This is a genomic window from Rhizobium sp. BK275, from assembly GCF_014193555.1.
GTDB lineage: Bacteria > Pseudomonadota > Alphaproteobacteria > Rhizobiales > Rhizobiaceae > Rhizobium.
Window position 1 is genome coordinate 170643 of sequence record NZ_JACHZL010000009.1, and the last position, 17348, is coordinate 187990.

The following is a 17348-nucleotide window of genomic DNA, read 5'->3' on the forward strand; positions in this document are numbered from 1 at the left end:
TCCCAGAGCGAACCGCTACGCTTCAAACTTTGCGTGTGGCTTGCGCAGACTAACAAAGCGCCGCCGGCGGCGATCGCCTGGACTGCTGCCGGCATCAAGGTCGGGATTTCCCGGTCAGGCCTTTACGGCCACCATGAAGAGCCGCGGGAACTTGAGCAGAAGCTTGCCATTGGCAGCCTTCGGATAGACCCGGTCGATACGTTCGAGATAGTCAGCCAGAAACGCTTCGCGGTGCTCTTCGCCGGCATGGTCGAGATAGGGCCGCAGGCCCGTTGCCTTGACCCATTCGACGATCGCTGCCGCATTGTCCATCGGGTGGTTGTAGATCGTGTGCCAGATGTCGACGCGGGAGGATTTGGCGATTAGCCGGCTGTAATAGGTGGATGGCGGCGGCAGCACGTTGCGCCGAACGCTCTTCTTTTCAAACGCCGTCTTCCAAGGCCCGGCATGTGCCGTTTCCTCCATCATCAGATGGCTCGGCTCACCGAGATTGTCGGGCATCTGCACGGCAAGCACGCCGCCCGGCGCCAGCCCGTCCATCAGCCGGTCGAAAATGTCGAGATGGTTGGGCAGCCACTGGAAGACGGCATTGGCAAACAGCAGGTCCGCCGGCTCGGTGGGCTGCCAGCTCGAAAGGTTCGCCTCCACGAAGGCTGTGCCCGGCAGGCGCTTGCGGGCGGCTTCCAGCATGTTGAGGTCGCTGTCGAGACCCGACACGTTTTGCGCCCCATAGCGCTCGATGATCAGCTCGGTCGAATTGCCCGGCCCGCAGCCGAGATCGACCGCGTGGCGGAGTTCCGCCAGCGGTACCTGCGCCAGCAGGTCGCGCGCCGGGCGGGTACGTTCATCCTCGAATTTCACATATTGGCTGGCTGACCATGCCATCGTCTTGCTCCTGATATCAGGCCACGTCCTCGACGCGGCGGATGATGGGCAGTCTCCGCTGCGCGGCATGCAGAGAAACTGACGGCGCTTACGCCGCCAGGATCGTGATCCCATGGGCGTTTGCCGCCGCCCGCATGCGTGCCACCGTTTCCGGCGACGGGCTGCCTTGCGGCCGTTCGTTAACGCCCTCGGTCTCGATGAACTCGGCCATGTCGCGGTCGACGATCGCCGAAAAGACCGCGGGGACGGTTCCGTTGTTGGAATAGCCGTGCACCATGAAAGGCGCGATGCTGACGATGTCGCCTGCACTCGCCTGGATCTCTTCCGGCCCGGTATCGGTCAGCCGCCAGATCGTGAGAGTACCCTCGATGATCCGGAAGACTTCCGGGCTCGCATGCGCGTGCCGGGGCGTCCTGCCGCCGGGCTCGACGGTCACATCGAAGATGTTGAGCCAGTTGCCTGTCAGGCGAGCCCGTCGCTCCACCTTGTCGCCCAGCACGAAGAAGCTTTTTGCTTCCGTCCGGGCATCTGTTTTCACAAATGAGTTGGACATGATGTCTCTTTCTTGTTCTTGCGGGGCGGTCCGATAGACCTTCGCGGCCGTTTTGGCAACCGCCGCAAAATCGGGGAGGGGCGGCAAACATGCGGCTTTTGCATGCTTTCAGGCCCTGGAGCCGATCGCGGACATATCGGTACGAAGCGTCCGCTGCGCAAGTGCGACAGGTTGGCCGCTGCCATTCCTGTAATATCGGCCCTGTAATATCGGCGACACAGAAGAGGCGCATAGAACGCGCCGATCCTTCCCCGCCAATCAGGCATACCATCAGCGGAGCAACCCCATGTCTTCTCTTCCCGTCGTCGGCGCTGCCATGACGATCGACGAACTCGAAAACCATCGCGACTGGCTCTTCGAAAAGTCCCGCGATCTCGAGCTGCAGAGCTTCATAAATGCCGACGTTCTGAACGGCGATTGGACGCCGCGGGCCGAGCGCGCCAGGAAGCTGCTCGACGGCTTCAAGGGCCGCGTCGGCATCCATGGCCCGTTCTGGGGCTTCATCATCGCCTCGCAGGATCCGGATATCCGCTCCGTCGTCTCCCGCCGCCTGATGCAGGGCCTTGATGTCTGCGCCGCGATCGGCGGCACGCACATGGTCGTCCATAGCCCTTACACGACCTGGGGCTACAACAACCTCGACAATAATCCCGGTGAACGCGAGAACATCGTCGACTACTGCCATCAGACGATGCGCGACGCGGTAAAGCGCGCCGAGGAAATCGGCTGCACGATCGTCATCGAAAACATCGAAGACAAGGACCCGCATATCCGCGTGGCGCTTGCCGAGAGCTTCAACTCACCGGCCGTCGCCGTTTCGATCGACACCGGCCATGCGCATTACGCCCACGGCTCCACCGGCGCCCCGCCCGTCGACTATTACGTCCATGCCGCCGGCAACCGGCTCGGCCACGTCCACCTGCAGGATGCTGACGGTTATGCCGACCGCCACTGGGCGCTCGGCGAAGGCACGGTCAACTGGCGCGCAATCTTCGCTGCCCTTGCCAAGCTTGAAAGCAATCCGCGCCTCATCATCGAGATCAAGGACAAGTCGAAGATCATCGCCTCGGCCGAATACCTCGCCTCGATCGGCGTCGCTCAATAATAGAAACAGGCGGCGGGACGATATCTCGCCGCCATCCCGAGCCTCAGTCGCGCATCGCCCAGCGAATGCCGGCGGCGACAGAGAGGCCGAGAAGCGGCCATATCGCCCAGAATATCCCATGCCACGTCAGCATGTTGATAACGACAATGCCGACCCCGACAACGGCAAGTGCGGCAATCCGCTGGTCGAACCGGTCCTGCATCCGTACCCATATCATGGCCGCCACGAAGGCGAAGGCAAGCAGCGGCCAGACGGCCCAGAACTCGCCTTCCCAAGTGGCAATATTGATGACGACGAGCATGGCGCCGATGACGGCCAGGATGCCGGCGAGCTTGCGCAGCCGGCCGCGCGGCGGGGGGGCCGGGGCCGGCCTCGGCGCCGGCATTTCGACGGTACGATCCGGAGAGGCTGTCGGCTCCTGCGGCTGAATTCCGATATCGCCGATGCGCACGACATAGCTCGGCACGGCATCGGCGACATTCTTCATCTCCAGTGCCCCCAGAAAGTCGAATCCAACAGCCACCTTGTTGCGCACCTGATCGTAGACGGTATTCGAGATCACGATCCCGCCCGCCGGCGCCGAGGTCTGCAGCCGCGCGGCTATATTGACGCCGTCGCCATAGATATCCTCACCTTCGACAATGACATCGCCGAGATTGATTCCGATGCGAAAGAGCATGCGTCCGTCCATGGGCCGCGCCGCATTCTTGCCGGCGAGTTCGTTCTGCACGTCGATCGCCGCACGAACGGCTTCGACCACACTCGGGAAATCGGCAAGCAGTCCATCGCCCCATGTGTTGACCACCCGCCCGCCATGCGATGTGATGAGGCGGGACATGGCATCGCGATAGTGCTTGAGCATGGCGAGCGTGCCTTCCTCATCCTCGCCCATCATGCGCGTATAGTCCTGCACGTCGGCTGCAAAGATCGTCGTCAGCTTGCGTTGTGTCTCGCTCATGAAATCCCCCATCGCCGCGGGCATACTGCTGGCTTCGTCAACCTATAGGTGGGATCGCAATCTTGCTTCCGGTAGTCCGCACTGGTGCGAACAGCCGTCCCACATTTCTAGAACTGCGTAATCACGCTGATGCCCGTACCCTCGGCCTTGTCGAGTGTCATCAGCGCTGGCACGGCTTCGGCAAGGCTGATGCGCCGGCCGATCAGTTTCTGCGGCGCGATCTTTCCGGCGGCGAGCATCGCGAGCATGGCATCATAGCGCCAAGCCTGCATGCCATGGCTGCCATAGATTTCCAGCTCGTGGCCTATCACCTGCGCCATCGGGATCTGCGGCGTCGAATGCTCGCCGAGCATCAGCCCCACCTGCACATGCCGGCCGCGCCGGCGCAGGTTCTTGATCGAATTAAAGCAGGTGACGGGATGGCCGAGCGCATCGATCGAGACATGCGCGCCGCCCTTGGTGATCTCACGCACGGCTTCCGCCACATCGGCAACCGAGGAGGCATTGATCGTGGCCACCGCTCCGCATTCACGCGCAAAGGCAAGCTTCTCCTCGGAAATATCGACGGCGATCGCATTGGCGCCAAGCGCGCTGGCGATCATGATCGCCGAAAGCCCCACTCCACCGCAGCCATGCACCGCGATCCATTCACCGGGGCCGGTGCGCGCCTGGTCGGCAACCGCACGAAAAGAGGTGGCGAAGCGGCAGCCGAGGCTTGCCGCCGTGGCATCGTCCACGCTCTCGGGCAGATGAACCAGATTGGTATCGGCATAATCGATGCCGACATATTCGGCAAACGAGCCCCAATGGGTAAAGCCCGGCTGGAACTGGTTGGGGCAGACCTGCTGGTTGCCGGAATGGCATTCGGCGCAATGGCCGCAGCCGGAAACGAAAGGCACGGTCACGCGGTCGCCGACCTTGAAACGCACCACGCCCTTGCCGGTTGCCACGATCTGGCCGGCAAGTTCGTGTCCCGGCACATGCGGCAGGCGGATATCCGGGTCATGCCCCATCCAACCGTGCCAGTCGCTGCGGCAAAGCCCGGTTGCGCCGATCTTGATGACCACGCCATCTTCCGAAGGCGTCGGGTCCGGCACGGTGCGGATCTCAGGCGCCTGTTCGAAGGCTTCGTAATACATGGCTTTCATCTGTTCATCTCCTGGCCCAGCACGCGTTTTCCGTCTGCCATGATGGCATGCGGCAGTGGCATCCATCCAGTCGGCTTTCGATCATTTTCTTTTATGGACCCATCGTTTTAGCACCAGGACACGCGCATCAATATTTCAATCGTAACGCGGTCTTCGGCATTTTCTTGCTTCGATGTTTCAACCGTCAATTTGCGCTTGACCGTACTCGGCATGGAGGATTTTGCTTTGCCGACTTCACAAGGAGAGCCGCAATGCCCGTCGATACGTCACCCCGCACGACCACCTGGACCTATGTCGACGGAGAGTGGATCGCCGGCAATCCGCCGCTGATCGGGCCGACCTCGCACGCCATGTGGCTCGGCTCCACCGTCTTTGACGGCGCCCGCTGGTTCGATGGCATTGCACCCGATCTCGACCTGCATTGCCAGCGCATCAACCGCTCTGCCGTTGCCATGGGCCTGAAGCCGGTCAAGACGGCCGAAGAGATCGAGGCGCTCGCCTGGGAAGGTGTCAAGAAATTCGACGGCAAGACGCCGATCTACATCAAGCCGATGTATTGGGGCGAGCACGGCTCGGCAGGCAGTGTCGTGACCGTTGACGGCGAATCCACCCGTTTTGCGCTCTGCCTGTTCGAAGCGGCAATGGGCGGCCACGGCGGCTCTTCGCTCACCGTTTCGCCCTATCGTCGCCCGACTCCGGAAACCGCGACGACGGACGCCAAGGCAGGCTCGCTCTATCCGAACAGCGGCCGCGCGATCGCCGAAGCAAGAAGCCGCGGCTTTGACAATGCCCTGATGCGCGACATGAACGGCAACGTGGTCGAAACCGCTTCCTCGAACGTCTTCATGGTCAAGGACGGCGTGGTCCTCACGCCGGTCGCCAACCGCACGTTCCTTGCCGGCATCACCCGCCAGCGCGTCATCGTCCTCTTACGCAAGGCCGGCTTCGACGTGCGCGAGGCGACACTGTCGGTCGAGGATTTCATGGGCGCCGACGAGATCTTCACGAGCGGCAACTATTCCAAGGTTGTCGGCGTCAACAGGCTCGACGGCCATAATTTTCAGGAAGGCCCGGTCACCCGCAAGGCGCTGGAGCTCTATATGGACTGGGCCTATGGCCGCTCGGCGAGTGACGAGTAAAAGCCTGAGCCTCAGGCTTCCTCCTTCGTTCGCACCAGCCATGTGAAGGCTGCGCCCGCGAGCAGCAGAACGCAGGTGCCGAGAAAGACCGCCGGCATGCCGATATGCCCGCCGACGAAGCCGCCGAGAACAGGTCCGGCGACCTGGCCCACATACTGCGAAGAGATGGAAAGGCCGAGGATACTGCCGGCCGCGCTGTCGGGCACGCTATGCCGGATGACCGCGGCGATGCAGGGCAGGAGGCCGCCGAGCGCGACGCCCATCAGGAAGCGTAGAACGATGAGCTGCCAGGAGGCAGTGACGAAGGCCTGCGGGATGAGCAACAGGCCGGCGACCGCCAGCGCCCCGGCAATGACAGGCCAGTGGCCGATCCGGTCGGCAAGCTTGCCGAGCCGCGAGGCCGAGAGAATGCTGCCGAGCGCTGCCGCCGACATGACGATACCGGCTACCATCGTCACCTGACCCTGATCGGGCACGAGCTGTGCCACATAGACGGTGATGATCGGCTCGATCGACATATTGGCGAGCATCAGCAGCAGGCCAGTTGCGAGCATGGCCACCACAGGTCCCTTGTCGGGAATGGATTTCCAGCCGCCGGATGCCTTGGCCGCCTGTTTGCGGGCCGCCGATTTCTCCTCCTTGATGAGGAAGGTGGTGGCGAGGAAGGCGAGAAAGATCATGCCGCCGGCGGCCAGAAACGTGCCACGGATGCCGATGATGGGCGGCAGTGCCCCGCCGATCAACGGGCCGACGAGATTGCCGGCCATGATGCCCGACGACAGCACGCCGAGCGCCCAGGCGGACCGGTCTTTCGGGGTCTCTGTTGCCACCAGCACCATTGAGCCCGAGGCATAGCCGCCCGCCAGGCCGACGAAGAGACGCAGCGCCACGAGCTGCCAGACGCTGCCGGCCATGCCCATCAGCGAGATGGCGATGGTCATGCCGAGGCTGGCGCGCACCAGCATCAGCTTGCGCCCATAGATGTCGCCGAGCCGGCCCCAGAGCGGCGCGACGCATGCGGCGGCAAAGAAGGTCGCGCCATAGGCGATGCCCGACCACTGCACGATCGCCGCATGGTCGCTCACGCCGAGCTCTTCCACATAGAGCGGAAGGAAGGGAAGAAGCAGCGTCATCGCCACGATGGTCGTGAACGAACCGAGCAGCGAGATGACGAGATTGCGTTTCCAGTAGGCGGAGCCGGGCATCGCCTTTGCGGCATCCCATTGGGTATCGGTCATTGCGGATCTTCTTCGGTACAGTCTGGCCGCGGCCAAGATGAGGCGATCCTCACTTTACGCATCACCCCAAAGGCTGCCAAGGACGGATTCCGCCCAATCAGACCTGCCGGCAGAGGGAAAAGCCACTTGAAAGTCGCAATCTCGCCTCTAACTGATTGCAAGATGCAATCGGTAATGGGGAGAAGCAAACATGAGCAATAGGGATGAACACCGCGCCCGGATGCTGCGCGATCTCTACGCAGCCTATATCGATCACCGCAAGGATATCGTCGGCGCGATGCTGACGGATGATTTCACTTTTTCCAGTCCGCAGGACGATCACATCGACCGCACGACCTATTTCGAGCGTTGCTGGCCGAACGAGCCGGCGCTGAATGCCTTCGACATCGAGTTCCTGTCGGTTCAGGGTGATGAGGCGGTCGTGCGTTACCGCGCCGAAATGGCTGGCGGCAAGGCCTTCCGCAACATGGAGAGCTTTCGCTTCGCTGGCGACCGGATAGCATCCGTCGATGTCTATTTCGGCCGCAACACGGCCTGAAGCATGTCAAGCGAATCTGAAAGATCGCGCCACGCTCTTCAGAAGAATCGCATCGCCGAAGTCGTAATGATGACGAGCGAAACCGCGATCATCAACAGTTTCATCGGCAGCCGCTTGACGAGGATCGCGCCGAAGGGGGCGGCGATCACGCCGCCGATGATCAGCCCGACCGCCGAGCCGAGCTCCGACCAGCCGAGCGTCAGCACGAAGGTGATCGAAATAATCAGCGTGACCGCGAATTCGGTGAAGCTGGTCGAGCCGATCACTCGCTTCGGATCGTGACCGCGGCCGACGAGCGAGCTGGTGACGATCGGTCCCCATCCGCCGCCGCCGACCGCATCCAGCACGCCGCCGCAAAGCCCGACGGGTGGCACCATCCAGTCGCGGACGTCGCGCTTGCGCGTCGGGTGGAAGGCTTTCCAGAGAATGATGAGGCCAATAGCGATCAGATAGGCTGAGACGAAGGGCTCGATCACCTTGCCGTCGACACTTGCAAGCAGGAAGGCGCCGACCGCCCCGCCGATCATGCCGGCGGGTGCAAGCCGCGCCACGAGCTTCCAGTCGACATTGCGGTGCCAGACATGGGAAATGCCCGACGCTGCCGTCGTGAACATTTCCGTCACATGGGTCATGGCGCTGGCATTGGCGACCGGCACGCCGAGCGCCAGCAGGCTGGTCGTGGACAGCACGCCGAAGGCCATGCCGAGAGCGCCATCGACGATCTGGGCGCAGAAACCGACGACGATGAAGAGGAAAAAATCCGTGATCATGAAAATCCCTGACGAGCGAAGATCCTGATGCAAACACGTTAAGGGTGAAAAAAGCTCCTCAAACATTCGGCGAGCGCCGCTTGAGGCGGATGACCTTGAAGAAGCCGTTTGGGAAAACCGGTAGTATTTCGATCGCATCGAAACCGCTCGCTCGCGCCCAGTCGGTGATCCGACTGATCCGGAAAGACGAGCTCCAGCCGATTCGCCGGGCAAGCGGCGCCACCACCTCCTCGATTGCGCCCTGCAGCCCGATACCATCGCCGAGCTTGCTGGCAAGGATGATCTCGCCGCCCGGCCGCAGAACGCGGGCGCATTCGTCCAGCACCCGTTCCGGATCGGGGATGAGCGTGATGACGAAAGGCAGGCAGACAGCATCGAAAGATTTGTCGTCGAAGGCCAGCGCATGCGCGTCCATCACCTGTAATTGCTGCACATGGAAAAGCTTGTGGCGGGCGATTTTTTCTCGCGCCTTGGCGATCATGTGCTCGGAAATGTCGATTCCCGTCACCCGGCAGCGTCGCGGATAGTGGGAAAGCACCAGCCCTGTGCCGACGCCGATTTCCAGAATGTCGGTGCCGGCGTTAGCAGCGAGCCGCGCCAGCGTGCGGTGCCCGTCGCGCAGGATGCTGCGATAGATCCTGTCATAGACCGGTGCCCAGCGCTGATAGATCTTCTGCTGGTCTTCAGCCTGTTTTTGTACGTGTCCCCGATTTCGAACTTGTTCCATGTGAGCGCCTCCTCCAGACCCTGCCTTCAAACTCGCGAAGGCAGGCTCCGGTTCCGGCGGCACGGCAAAGGACTGTCAGGCGTGTCATTTTGTTTTCGGCGGAAAGTTCTCTTCCCGCCGAAGAGAGCCTGGATCACTCTGCCGGCGGCGTGCGCAGATCGGCTTCGATGGCGGCGAGCTCGTCATTGACGGAGCCGGCGATCATGCCGTTGCGCAGCGACTTGTTGGAAATGTCGATCATCGGCGCGAAGGTGGCAGCCGGCATGCGGACTTCTTCCTTCACGGGCTCTTCGACGGGCAATGCGTCGGCAAGGGTTGGACGATCGCCGCGTGCCACTTCGAGTTGGCCGCTGAGGATCGCGCGTTCGGCGCGAAGCTGGCGGATTTCCGACTTGGCGATTTCCAGGCTCGTCCGCAGCTGGCTGATTTCGTAACGGTCGGTATCGAGGCGCGTATCGAGATCGTGCTTGAAAGCTTCGATCTCGCGGTCGCGCTTGTTGCGCTGGCTTTCGGCCTCGCGCAGCTTCATGACGAGATCGTTGCTGTGGGCCGCAAGCTCGCGGCGGGCCGCTTCGCTTTCCGTGCCGTTGAGGCGCACGCGGTTGATCTCGTCGGTCATCCGCTCCAGGCGCGCCAGAGCCGTGGCAAGCTCGGACTTGGTACGCTTCAGTTCCACGCGGGTGGACTGCAACTCTTCGTCCGTCATCTTGTTGCGGCTGTTGGCGGTCGACAGCAGCTTCTCGACGAGTTCAGACTTGGAACCGATTGCTTCGTGCTTGGTGCGCAGGTTGGCGATCTCCAGCGTCGAAGAGGTTTCCAGCGTCTCGAATTCAGCTTCCAGGCGGCGATAACGCTCCTCGGAAGCGGTGAGATCTTGCTTCATGTTGGAAACGGAGGACTGCAGGCCGCGTGCCAGCGCCTCATGCTCCGAAAGATTGGTCCTGAGGTGGCTGCGCTCTTCATTGAGGCGGGCGATTTCGCGAAGCTGGATGCTGTTTTCCCGGCGCGAGCTTTCGGCCAGCAGCTGATGGGCCGTGGTTTCCAGCTCCAGCTTCTCGCGGGTGCTCGCCAGCTCGCGGCTGCGCGCGTCAAGGTCCTGCTGCGTGCGGCGAAGCTGCGAGGAAACCTCGTCGAATTGCAGCGCTCGGTCGCGAATCTCGCGCTCGGCATCGATCAGCCGCGCCTCGACGACGGTGAATTCCTCCCGCGCCAGCTCATGCACGCCTTGCAGCTTCACCAGTTCTTCGCGGTAAGTGCCGGCCTCGACACGAAGCTGGCTGCTGTCGAGCTTCAGTTCCTTGTTGTCGATCACGAGACGCTGGTTTTCCTGATCGGCCTTGCGCCGCGCATTGCTCTCATAGTCGAGCAGAGAGTTCAAACGCGAACATTCCGCTCTCAGCGCACCTGTTTCATTGAGCGAGTGGCTGTGTGCGCCGAGCAGCGAGGAAACCCGCTCCTGCAACGACGTCAGGCTGACCAGCAGCTCTTCCGAAGACTGCTTGTTCTCCTCGATCGCTGTGCCGAAAGCCTGGAAATCGTCGACTTCCGAAACGCTGTACTGCACCGGCGGCTTGTCCACGAGGACAGTCTGTTCGGTGACGGACAACGTCTGGCGATGGCTGGATACTCCCAAACCCGGCTTGGCGGGTTCTTCATTACGACGAAAAAAGCTCATGACCATCACACGCCCCGAAGTTGATGTCAGAAGTCCCTGAAATGATTTATGCTATGCTAATTAAGTTAATCCTGTCGAAGGTTGTGCTAAAACTCTTCGATGGCCATAGGTTGCATCTAAGCCGCGCTGCTCATCGCCTGTCAAAAGCGCCCAAAAGAAATTAACAGATTTTTATTGAAATTCCGGTGGCCGCCCCTACAGCGCCGCGCGTCTTTTCAGACGCGCAAAGGACGCTGTGGCATTTTGAATTATGCAGTAAGCGCAGTGAGCGGGACGCGAGCAGGGCTCATTTTACGTGTGTGGTTCAAGGGAAATGCGGGTTTGGCAGGGGAGGGGATTTTATTTCTTTCTATGCCATCTTCCCGTCTTGCAGTCATACCAGCTTCATATCCGCAAAGCGCGGCACGGCCTGTGATTTGCGCTTTTGGAGAGAGCCCGTTGCGAGAGGCAATTTTTCCTCGAAGTCGTTGTTTTTTGATAATTCGCCGGTTGCCACTCCGTGCTTCCCCTCCTATGTTCCGCCTCACCTGCCGATGACGCAATCTATTGCCAAGAGGAGATCTGTTATGGCTTTCGAATTGCCTGAACTTCCCTATGACTACGACGCCCTTGCGCCCTTCATGTCGAAGGAGACGCTGGAGTTTCACCACGACAAGCACCACAAGGCTTACGTCGACAACGGCAACAAGCTTGCAGCGGAAGCTGGTCTGGCCGATCTCTCCCTGGAAGAGGTCGTCAAGAAGTCCTTCGGCACCAATGCCGGCCTCTTCAACAACGCGGCCCAGCACTACAACCACATCCATTTCTGGAAGTGGATGAAGAAGGGCGGCGGCGGCAACAAGCTGCCGGGCAAGCTCGAAGCTGCCTTCACGTCCGACCTCGGTGGCTATGACAAGTTCAAGGCCGATTTCGCCGCTGCCGGCGCCACCCAGTTCGGCTCCGGCTGGGCCTGGGTCTCCGTCAAGAACGGCAAGCTCGAAATCTCCAAGACCCCGAACGGCGAAAACCCGCTCGTTCATGGCGCCACCCCGATCCTCGGCGTCGACGTCTGGGAGCATTCCTACTACATCGACTACCGCAACCTCCGCCCGAAGTACCTTGAAGCCTTCATCGACAGCCTGATCAACTGGGACTACGTCCTGGAACGCTACGAAGCGGCTACGAAGTAAGCACTTCTAAAGCTTTGGTTTTTGAGCACCCGGCGCCACCAGGCGCCGGGTGTTTTCATTTCTGCTGAAACAAATGACTTCGAAGGCCGCTTGACTCATTCATACCCGTATGGCTATAAGTCAATCCATAGCCAATCAGGTATGAATTCTAATGTCGAATGTTCAGGACGCACTTTTCCGGGCGCTTGCCGATCCGACCCGACGCGCCATCTTCGAACGTCTGTGCCGCGAAGGCGAGAAGACGGTCGGCGTTCTGACGGCCGGGGCAGGGGTTTCCCAGCCGGTCGTCTCGAAGCATCTGGCGGTGCTGAAGACCGCCGGCCTGGTGCGCGACCGCCATGAGGGTCGCCAGACGCATTACAGCGCCGAGATCAAGGCTCTGGCCCCTCTGGCGGACTGGACGACGGAGATGGCCGGCTTCTGGGAAGGCCGGTTCGACGCTCTGGAAGATTTGCTCAAAAGGATGGACCAATGAACGAAACCGCAACTGAGATCCGCTCCGTCATCGTCGAGCGGGAGATTGCTTTCCCGCCGGAGAAAATCTGGCGTGCGCTGACGCAGCCGCAACTGATTGAGGAGTGGCTGATGAAGAGTGACTTCAAGCCTGTGCGCGATCACAATTTCAAGTTCACCGCCGAATGGGGCTCCGTCGATTGCCGGGTGCTGGAGATCGAGCCGAACAGGACGCTCTCCTACACATGGGATGCCTATGGCCTCGAAAGCACCGTCACCTGGACGCTGACCCCTGCGGGAGCAGGCACGCGTCTGCGCATGGAACAGGCCGGTTTCCGCCCGGATCAGGAACAGGCCTATCAGGGTGCCAAGTTCGGCTGGCAGCGGTTCGTCGACAATCTGCAGGAAGTTCTGGGGCGCGAAGACTGAGATAAAGACTTCGGCCTGTTGAGGAGGAAATAGCATTGAACTGGAACAAGTCTATCCGCCAGCTTCACCGTTGGCTGTCGATCATCTTCACGCTGACGGTCATAGCCAATTTCGCCACCATGGCCTTCGGCACGCCGCCGGCCTGGGTGGTCTATTCGCCGCTGCCGCCGCTTTTCCTGCTGCTCTTCAGTGGCCTCTATATGTTCGCATTGCCCTATTTCACCGGTCGCCGCGAGCAGGTATCGGCGGCAGGATAGGGAATGCGGGTTCCGCTAGAACCGCGGTTGGCCGCACCGTCACATCGCTGTCATCCGCGGTCTCTACATCACGCCGCATGTCATCAGCCGATCTTCCCCTTTTCCGCTTCGGCGTCATCGCCGATCCGCAATATGCCGCCATCGAACCGCAGGTCGAAATGGGGCGCTATTATGCCAACAGCCTCGCCAAGGTCGCTGCCGCGATCGAGACCTTCAATGGCGAGGAACTGAGCTTCGTCATGACGCTCGGCGATATCATCGACCGCGATTTCAAGAGCTTCGACGATATCCTGCCGGTCTATGAAACGCTGCGCCACGAGGCATATTTCCTGCTCGGCAATCACGATTTCGGTGTCGCCCCCGAACATCTGGAAAAGGTTGCCGAACGGGTCGGCATGCCGGCGCCCTATTACAGTTTCCAACGCCACGCTTTCCGTTTCATCGTGCTCAACGGCAACGAGGTCAGCACATTCGCGCCGCCGGAAGGCCATGCCTTCCGTGCGCTCGGCCGCGAACGTCTGGCGACTCTGCTGGCCGCAGGCGCCGATAACGCCCATGAGTGGAACGCATCGCTGAGCGACGAGCAGTTCGGCTGGCTGTCTGGCGAAATCGAAGCGGCGAAGGCTGCGGATGAGAAGGTGATCGTCATGAATCACTTCCCCGTTCATCCGCCCTGCGAGCATGACATGTGGGACCGCGAGCGCGTCGTCGAACTGCTGTCCTCGCAGGACAATGTCGTTGCCTATCTCAACGGCCATAACCATGTCGGCAATTACGGCAAGGTCGGCTTCTGCCACTTCGTTAATTTCAAGGGCGTGGTCGATACCGAGAGCGAAAACACCTTCGCCATCATCGACGTCTATACGGATCGCATGGCGATCCGCGGTTTCGGTCGCGAAGACAGCCGCACGCTATCCTACTAAGCGACCTCTGTGGCGATCGACGCGGGCTGTGCCCGATGCTCCAGCGCATCCTTCTTCGCTGACGTGCCGAACATGCGCGCATATTCGCGGCTGACGGAAGCCAATCGCTGGGTCAACGCCCAGCGCATCGAGGTCTCCGGCGGCATGGCGCTCTGAATTGCTTCCCGGAACGCGATCGAGGACGCTCTCGATCGCGTTCCGGGTCTCTATTTTCCACGTTTCGGGCGAGATGCGGCTGCACTGATGATGGTGCAGCCACGAAATGAGGCCTGAAATGAGATTGCTTTCCCTCCTGCTTGCCGCCGGTCTTCTGGCGGCAAGTTCCGTTTTTGCGGCAGATCCGGTCGGCACGCGCACGATCGAACTTCCAGCGCCTGCACGCAGTGCGACGCTTCAGATGATGATCTGGTATCCGACCGGTAGCGCCGGAACACCGGTGCCGCCCAGCAGGGACAAGGTGTTCATGGAAACACCCGCGCTGAAGGATGCCCCGATCGCTGAGGGCTCCTTTCCGCTTGTCCTGATTTCGCATGGGTCCGGCGGCAGCATCGGCAATCTGGACTGGCTTGCGATACGGCTTGCAGCGGCCGGCTTCATCGTCGCCGGTCCCAATCACCCCGGCACGACGCGCGGAGATTCGACGCCGCCCGACACAACGAAATTATGGCAGCGGAGCGCCGATCTGTCCGACGTACTGACGGCACTGTCCGCCGATCCCGCCTGGGCGCCGCATATCGACCGAAAACATGTCGGCGCGCTCGGCTTTTCTCTCGGCGGGCATACGGTGATGGCAGTCGCCGGCGTGCGTGCCGATCGCGAGGCCTACGCCCGTTACTGCGATGAAGAAAAGACCATGGCTGACTGCGTCTGGTTTGCAAGCGGCAAGGTCGATCTGCGCGGCACGGACAAGCACTTGTTCGAGCAGTCGAACCGTGACCCGCGCATTCGTTCCGTCGTCGCGATCGACCCTTCCGTCGTGCGGGCATTCACGAGCGAGAGCCTTCGCTCCATCGATATCCCCGTTCACATCATCAATATCGGCCGGCCGGAAACCATCCCCATAGCGGTCAGATCAGACGATATCGCAGCCGAAATACCTGGTGCCGATTATCAGACCGTCGATGGCGCGGTACACTTGAGCTTCCTTGCCGAATGCCGTCCCGATGCACCGGACTTCCTGAAAAGCATCGGCGAGACCGACCCGATCTGCGAGGATGCGCCGGGAAAACCGAGAACGCGGGCGGAGATCCATGTGCAGATGGCGGCGATGATCGAGGCCGCCTTCCTCGCCGATTTCGCGCGCAAGGAGTAGCCGCGGCGGTTCAGGCATTCGCCGCGACTGGCCTTTCGGTCCAGCTCTCGGTCCACAGCGTGCGCAGGCCGTCGCCTTCGCCCTTGAAGAAGACGTCGGCTTCGGCACAGGCCTCCACCCGGTCGCCGCGGAAATTGCGGATCGCCTGCCTGAGTTCGCACCAGGCAACGATATTGGCCGTCTGGGAATAATAGATCAGCGCGATCGGGCGGATCATCCGTTCGGTCGCGCGTCCCATTTCGTCGCGATAGCTGAGGATTAGCTTGCGCTCGTCGCGGATCGCCCGCCGCACGATGGCAAGGTCCACGCCTGCGGGCGGCGGGGCGATCGTGCCCCAGGCAAACAACGCCTTGTTTTCCATCGCCTGCCGCAGCGGCGGCGGCACGGCACCGGCAAGTTTCTGGTTGACGCGCCGTGCCGCGAGCTTCAGTTCCTCGTCGCCGGTGCGCTCCAGGAGCGCCAGCGACAGCACGATCGCTTCCGTCTCTTCGATCGAAAACATCAGCGGCGGCAGATCGAAGCCCGGCCGCATGATATAGCCGATACCGCGCCCGCCCTCGATCGGCACGCGCATCGCCTGCAGGGCAGCGATATCGCGGTAGATCGAGCGCACCGTCACCTCCAGCCTCTCGGCCATGGTGGCCGCCGTCATCGGCTGCTTCGCCAGCCGCAATATCTGGATGATCTCGAAAAGCCTGGAGGCCTTGCGCATCTATCGTCCTTTCTCCCACGCTCCTGACAATACACTGTCAGTTGGCCTGCCGTATAGAGATGCCTATCGATTTGAAATGAATGCACTTCCAGAAAAAGTGCAGGAAAATACGGACGGACAACTGACATGGACTATCACGAAAGCCTCTGGCTCTACTTCACCCTTCTTTTCGGCATCATCATCGTGCCGGGCATGGATATGCTTTTCGTGCTCGCCAATGCGCTGACCGGCGGCACCAGACGCGGGTTGGCCGCCACCAGCGGCATCATGCTGGGCGGGGCGGTGCATTCGGCCTATGGCGCGGCGGGCGTCGGCATCCTCGTCGCCATGCTGCCCGGTGTCTTCAACCTGCTGCTCTTTGCCGGCGTCGGCTATATGATCTGGATCGGCATCTCGCTGATGAAGAGCTCGATCAAGGTTGAGGCGGTCGGCCCCGGCACGGCGCGTTCCACTTGGAAGGCGTTCCGGCAGGGGGCGGTCACCTGCCTCGTCAATCCCAAGGCCTATATCTTCGTGCTCGCCGTCTACCCGCAATTCATAAAGCCGGAATATGGGCCGATCTGGCTGCAGGGTCTGATCATGGGCATCATGACCGTGCTGACGCAGCTTGCCGTCTACGGCACGCTCGCCATGACCGCCGGCCGCAGCCGTGATCTCCTAGTTTCCAACCCGAATACGACTGCCGTCATCGGCCGTCTTGCCGGTCTGCTGCTGGTCGTCATCTCCGCGATCAGCCTTTGGCAAGGGTGGAAGACGGCCTGAGCCAGCTCGTTCCTATCACATTGTTTTTATGAGGATCCGGCCAAACGTGACTATGCGGCCACATGGATTTTGTCATGATCCCGGTGCAGATTGCCCTCGGCCGGCTTCGCCGGTGGAACATTGGAGAGAGAATCATGAATTGGAAATCAGTAGCGGCGGCTGTGGCGTTCGCCGGCATTGCCATCGCTTCGGCCATGGCCGCCGACGGCACGCATGACGCGCGCATTGGAATGATGAAACAGATCGGTGGCGCAGCAGGCTCGCTGTCCGCCATCGCCAAGGGCACGAAGCCCTATGATGCGGATGCCGTCAAGGCGGCGCTGACGACGATCGCCACCACGGCGAAAGCCTTCCCGGACCAGTTCAAGCCGGGCACCGAGACGGGCGACCCGGAAGCGAGCCCGAAGATCTGGGAAAACATGGATGACTTCAAGGCACGCGCCGCGAAACTATCTACCGACGCCGAAACCGTGCTTGCCCAGCTTCCGGCCGATGCTGCCGGCGTCGGCGCGGCGCTGAACACCGTCGGCGGCAATTGCGGTGGCTGTCATCAGCTCTATCGCATCAAGAAGGACTAGGCGATAGAGCTATTCGC

22 protein-coding genes are annotated in these 17348 nt (G+C 61.3%); 12 read left to right on the plus strand and 10 right to left on the minus strand.

Annotated features, from left to right (window positions below; all coding sequences use genetic code 11):
• Positions 1–114: 114 nt before the first annotated feature.
• Together tam and FHT82_RS26300 are read right to left on the minus strand one after the other, a co-directional pair.
• On the minus strand, positions 115–885 hold the full coding sequence (gene tam / locus FHT82_RS26295) for a trans-aconitate 2-methyltransferase (protein ID WP_183735640.1): 771 nt from the start codon (positions 883–885) through the stop codon (positions 115–117).
• Between the two features lie 88 nt (positions 886–973).
• A complete protein-coding gene (locus tag FHT82_RS26300; protein ID WP_183735641.1) occupies positions 974–1438 on the minus strand; it encodes a cupin domain-containing protein in 465 nt (154 codons plus the stop codon).
• Between the two features lie 286 nt (positions 1439–1724).
• Here FHT82_RS26300 and FHT82_RS26305 point away from each other — a divergent pair, with 286 nt between their 5' ends.
• Positions 1725–2543: a sugar phosphate isomerase/epimerase family protein gene (locus FHT82_RS26305; RefSeq protein WP_183735642.1), complete on the plus strand. Its 819-nt coding sequence runs from the start codon at positions 1725–1727 to the stop codon at positions 2541–2543.
• A 43-nt stretch (positions 2544–2586) separates the two neighbouring features.
• Here FHT82_RS26305 and FHT82_RS26310 read toward each other — a convergent pair whose 3' ends face one another.
• Both FHT82_RS26310 and FHT82_RS26315 read right to left on the minus strand, forming a co-directional pair.
• Complete coding sequence (locus FHT82_RS26310) at positions 2587–3501, minus strand: adenylate/guanylate cyclase domain-containing protein (protein WP_183735643.1); 915 nt, start codon at positions 3499–3501, stop codon at positions 2587–2589.
• Positions 3502–3608: 107 nt separating this feature from the next.
• Positions 3609–4649 carry a zinc-dependent alcohol dehydrogenase family protein gene (locus tag FHT82_RS26315; protein ID WP_183735644.1) on the minus strand — a complete coding sequence of 347 codons (1041 nt, stop codon included), beginning with the start codon at positions 4647–4649 and terminating at the stop codon, positions 3609–3611.
• 251 nt (positions 4650–4900) lie between these two features.
• On the opposite strand from FHT82_RS26315, the gene FHT82_RS26320 reads away from it, so the two are divergent.
• A complete protein-coding gene (locus FHT82_RS26320) occupies positions 4901–5788 on the plus strand; it encodes a branched-chain amino acid aminotransferase (RefSeq protein ID WP_183735645.1) in 888 nt (295 codons plus the stop codon).
• A gap of 11 nt (positions 5789–5799) precedes the next feature.
• Here FHT82_RS26320 and FHT82_RS26325 read toward each other — a convergent pair whose 3' ends face one another.
• Positions 5800–7026: an MFS transporter gene (locus FHT82_RS26325; protein ID WP_183735646.1), complete on the minus strand. Its 1227-nt coding sequence runs from the start codon at positions 7024–7026 to the stop codon at positions 5800–5802.
• 190 nt (positions 7027–7216) lie between these two features.
• Between FHT82_RS26325 and FHT82_RS26330 the strand changes: the two genes are divergently transcribed.
• Positions 7217–7564: a nuclear transport factor 2 family protein gene (locus tag FHT82_RS26330; protein WP_183735647.1), complete on the plus strand. Its 348-nt coding sequence runs from the start codon at positions 7217–7219 to the stop codon at positions 7562–7564.
• A 38-nt stretch (positions 7565–7602) separates the two neighbouring features.
• On the opposite strand, the gene FHT82_RS26335 is transcribed toward FHT82_RS26330, so the two are convergent.
• The 4 genes from FHT82_RS26335 to FHT82_RS30585 all read right to left on the minus strand — a co-directional run bounded on the left by FHT82_RS26335 (position 7603) and on the right by FHT82_RS30585 (position 11232).
• A complete protein-coding gene (locus FHT82_RS26335; protein WP_183735648.1) occupies positions 7603–8334 on the minus strand; it encodes a sulfite exporter TauE/SafE family protein in 732 nt (243 codons plus the stop codon).
• 58 nt (positions 8335–8392) lie between these two features.
• A complete protein-coding gene (locus tag FHT82_RS26340) occupies positions 8393–9061 on the minus strand; it encodes a class I SAM-dependent methyltransferase (RefSeq protein ID WP_183735649.1) in 669 nt (222 codons plus the stop codon).
• A 133-nt stretch (positions 9062–9194) separates the two neighbouring features.
• Entirely contained in the window at positions 9195–10736 is a 1542-nt protein-coding gene (locus tag FHT82_RS26345) for a hypothetical protein (protein ID WP_246698226.1), read from the minus strand.
• Positions 10737–11109: 373 nt separating this feature from the next.
• Positions 11110–11232, minus strand: a complete 123-nt coding sequence (locus tag FHT82_RS30585) for a hypothetical protein (RefSeq protein WP_281411217.1) — start codon at positions 11230–11232, stop codon at positions 11110–11112.
• 70 nt (positions 11233–11302) lie between these two features.
• Between FHT82_RS30585 and FHT82_RS26350 the strand changes: the two genes are divergently transcribed.
• The 7 genes from FHT82_RS26350 (at position 11303) to FHT82_RS26380 (ending at position 15279) form a co-directional block, all read left to right on the plus strand.
• Positions 11303–11905 carry a superoxide dismutase gene (locus FHT82_RS26350; protein WP_183735651.1) on the plus strand — a complete coding sequence of 201 codons (603 nt, stop codon included), beginning with the start codon at positions 11303–11305 and terminating at the stop codon, positions 11903–11905.
• Between the two features lie 151 nt (positions 11906–12056).
• Positions 12057–12380, plus strand: coding sequence for a metalloregulator ArsR/SmtB family transcription factor (locus FHT82_RS26355; RefSeq protein ID WP_183735652.1), 324 nt, complete (start codon positions 12057–12059; stop codon positions 12378–12380).
• Positions 12377–12787: an SRPBCC domain-containing protein gene (locus tag FHT82_RS26360; protein ID WP_183735653.1), complete on the plus strand. Its 411-nt coding sequence runs from the start codon at positions 12377–12379 to the stop codon at positions 12785–12787. The genes FHT82_RS26355 and FHT82_RS26360 overlap by 4 nt, the downstream gene beginning before the upstream one ends.
• A gap of 35 nt (positions 12788–12822) precedes the next feature.
• On the plus strand, positions 12823–13044 hold the full coding sequence (locus tag FHT82_RS26365) for a hypothetical protein (RefSeq protein ID WP_183735654.1): 222 nt from the start codon (positions 12823–12825) through the stop codon (positions 13042–13044).
• 77 nt (positions 13045–13121) lie between these two features.
• A complete protein-coding gene (locus FHT82_RS26370) occupies positions 13122–13967 on the plus strand; it encodes a metallophosphoesterase (RefSeq protein ID WP_183735655.1) in 846 nt (281 codons plus the stop codon).
• Positions 13968–13976: 9 nt separating this feature from the next.
• The gene (locus FHT82_RS26375; RefSeq protein ID WP_183735779.1) at positions 13977–14123 is read left to right on the plus strand and encodes a hypothetical protein; all 147 of its coding nucleotides are present in this window, start codon (positions 13977–13979) and stop codon (positions 14121–14123) included.
• Between the two features lie 118 nt (positions 14124–14241).
• Entirely contained in the window at positions 14242–15279 is a 1038-nt protein-coding gene (locus tag FHT82_RS26380) for a dienelactone hydrolase (protein WP_246698227.1), read from the plus strand.
• 10 nt (positions 15280–15289) lie between these two features.
• Here FHT82_RS26380 and FHT82_RS26385 read toward each other — a convergent pair whose 3' ends face one another.
• On the minus strand, positions 15290–15991 hold the full coding sequence (locus FHT82_RS26385; protein WP_183735657.1) for a YafY family protein: 702 nt from the start codon (positions 15989–15991) through the stop codon (positions 15290–15292).
• A 126-nt stretch (positions 15992–16117) separates the two neighbouring features.
• On the opposite strand from FHT82_RS26385, the gene FHT82_RS26390 reads away from it, so the two are divergent.
• Both FHT82_RS26390 and FHT82_RS26395 read left to right on the plus strand, forming a co-directional pair.
• Complete coding sequence (locus FHT82_RS26390) at positions 16118–16753, plus strand: LysE family translocator (RefSeq protein ID WP_183735658.1); 636 nt, start codon at positions 16118–16120, stop codon at positions 16751–16753.
• 134 nt (positions 16754–16887) lie between these two features.
• Positions 16888–17331 carry a cytochrome c gene (locus FHT82_RS26395; RefSeq protein WP_183735659.1) on the plus strand — a complete coding sequence of 148 codons (444 nt, stop codon included), beginning with the start codon at positions 16888–16890 and terminating at the stop codon, positions 17329–17331.
• Positions 17332–17348 lie beyond the last annotated feature (17 nt).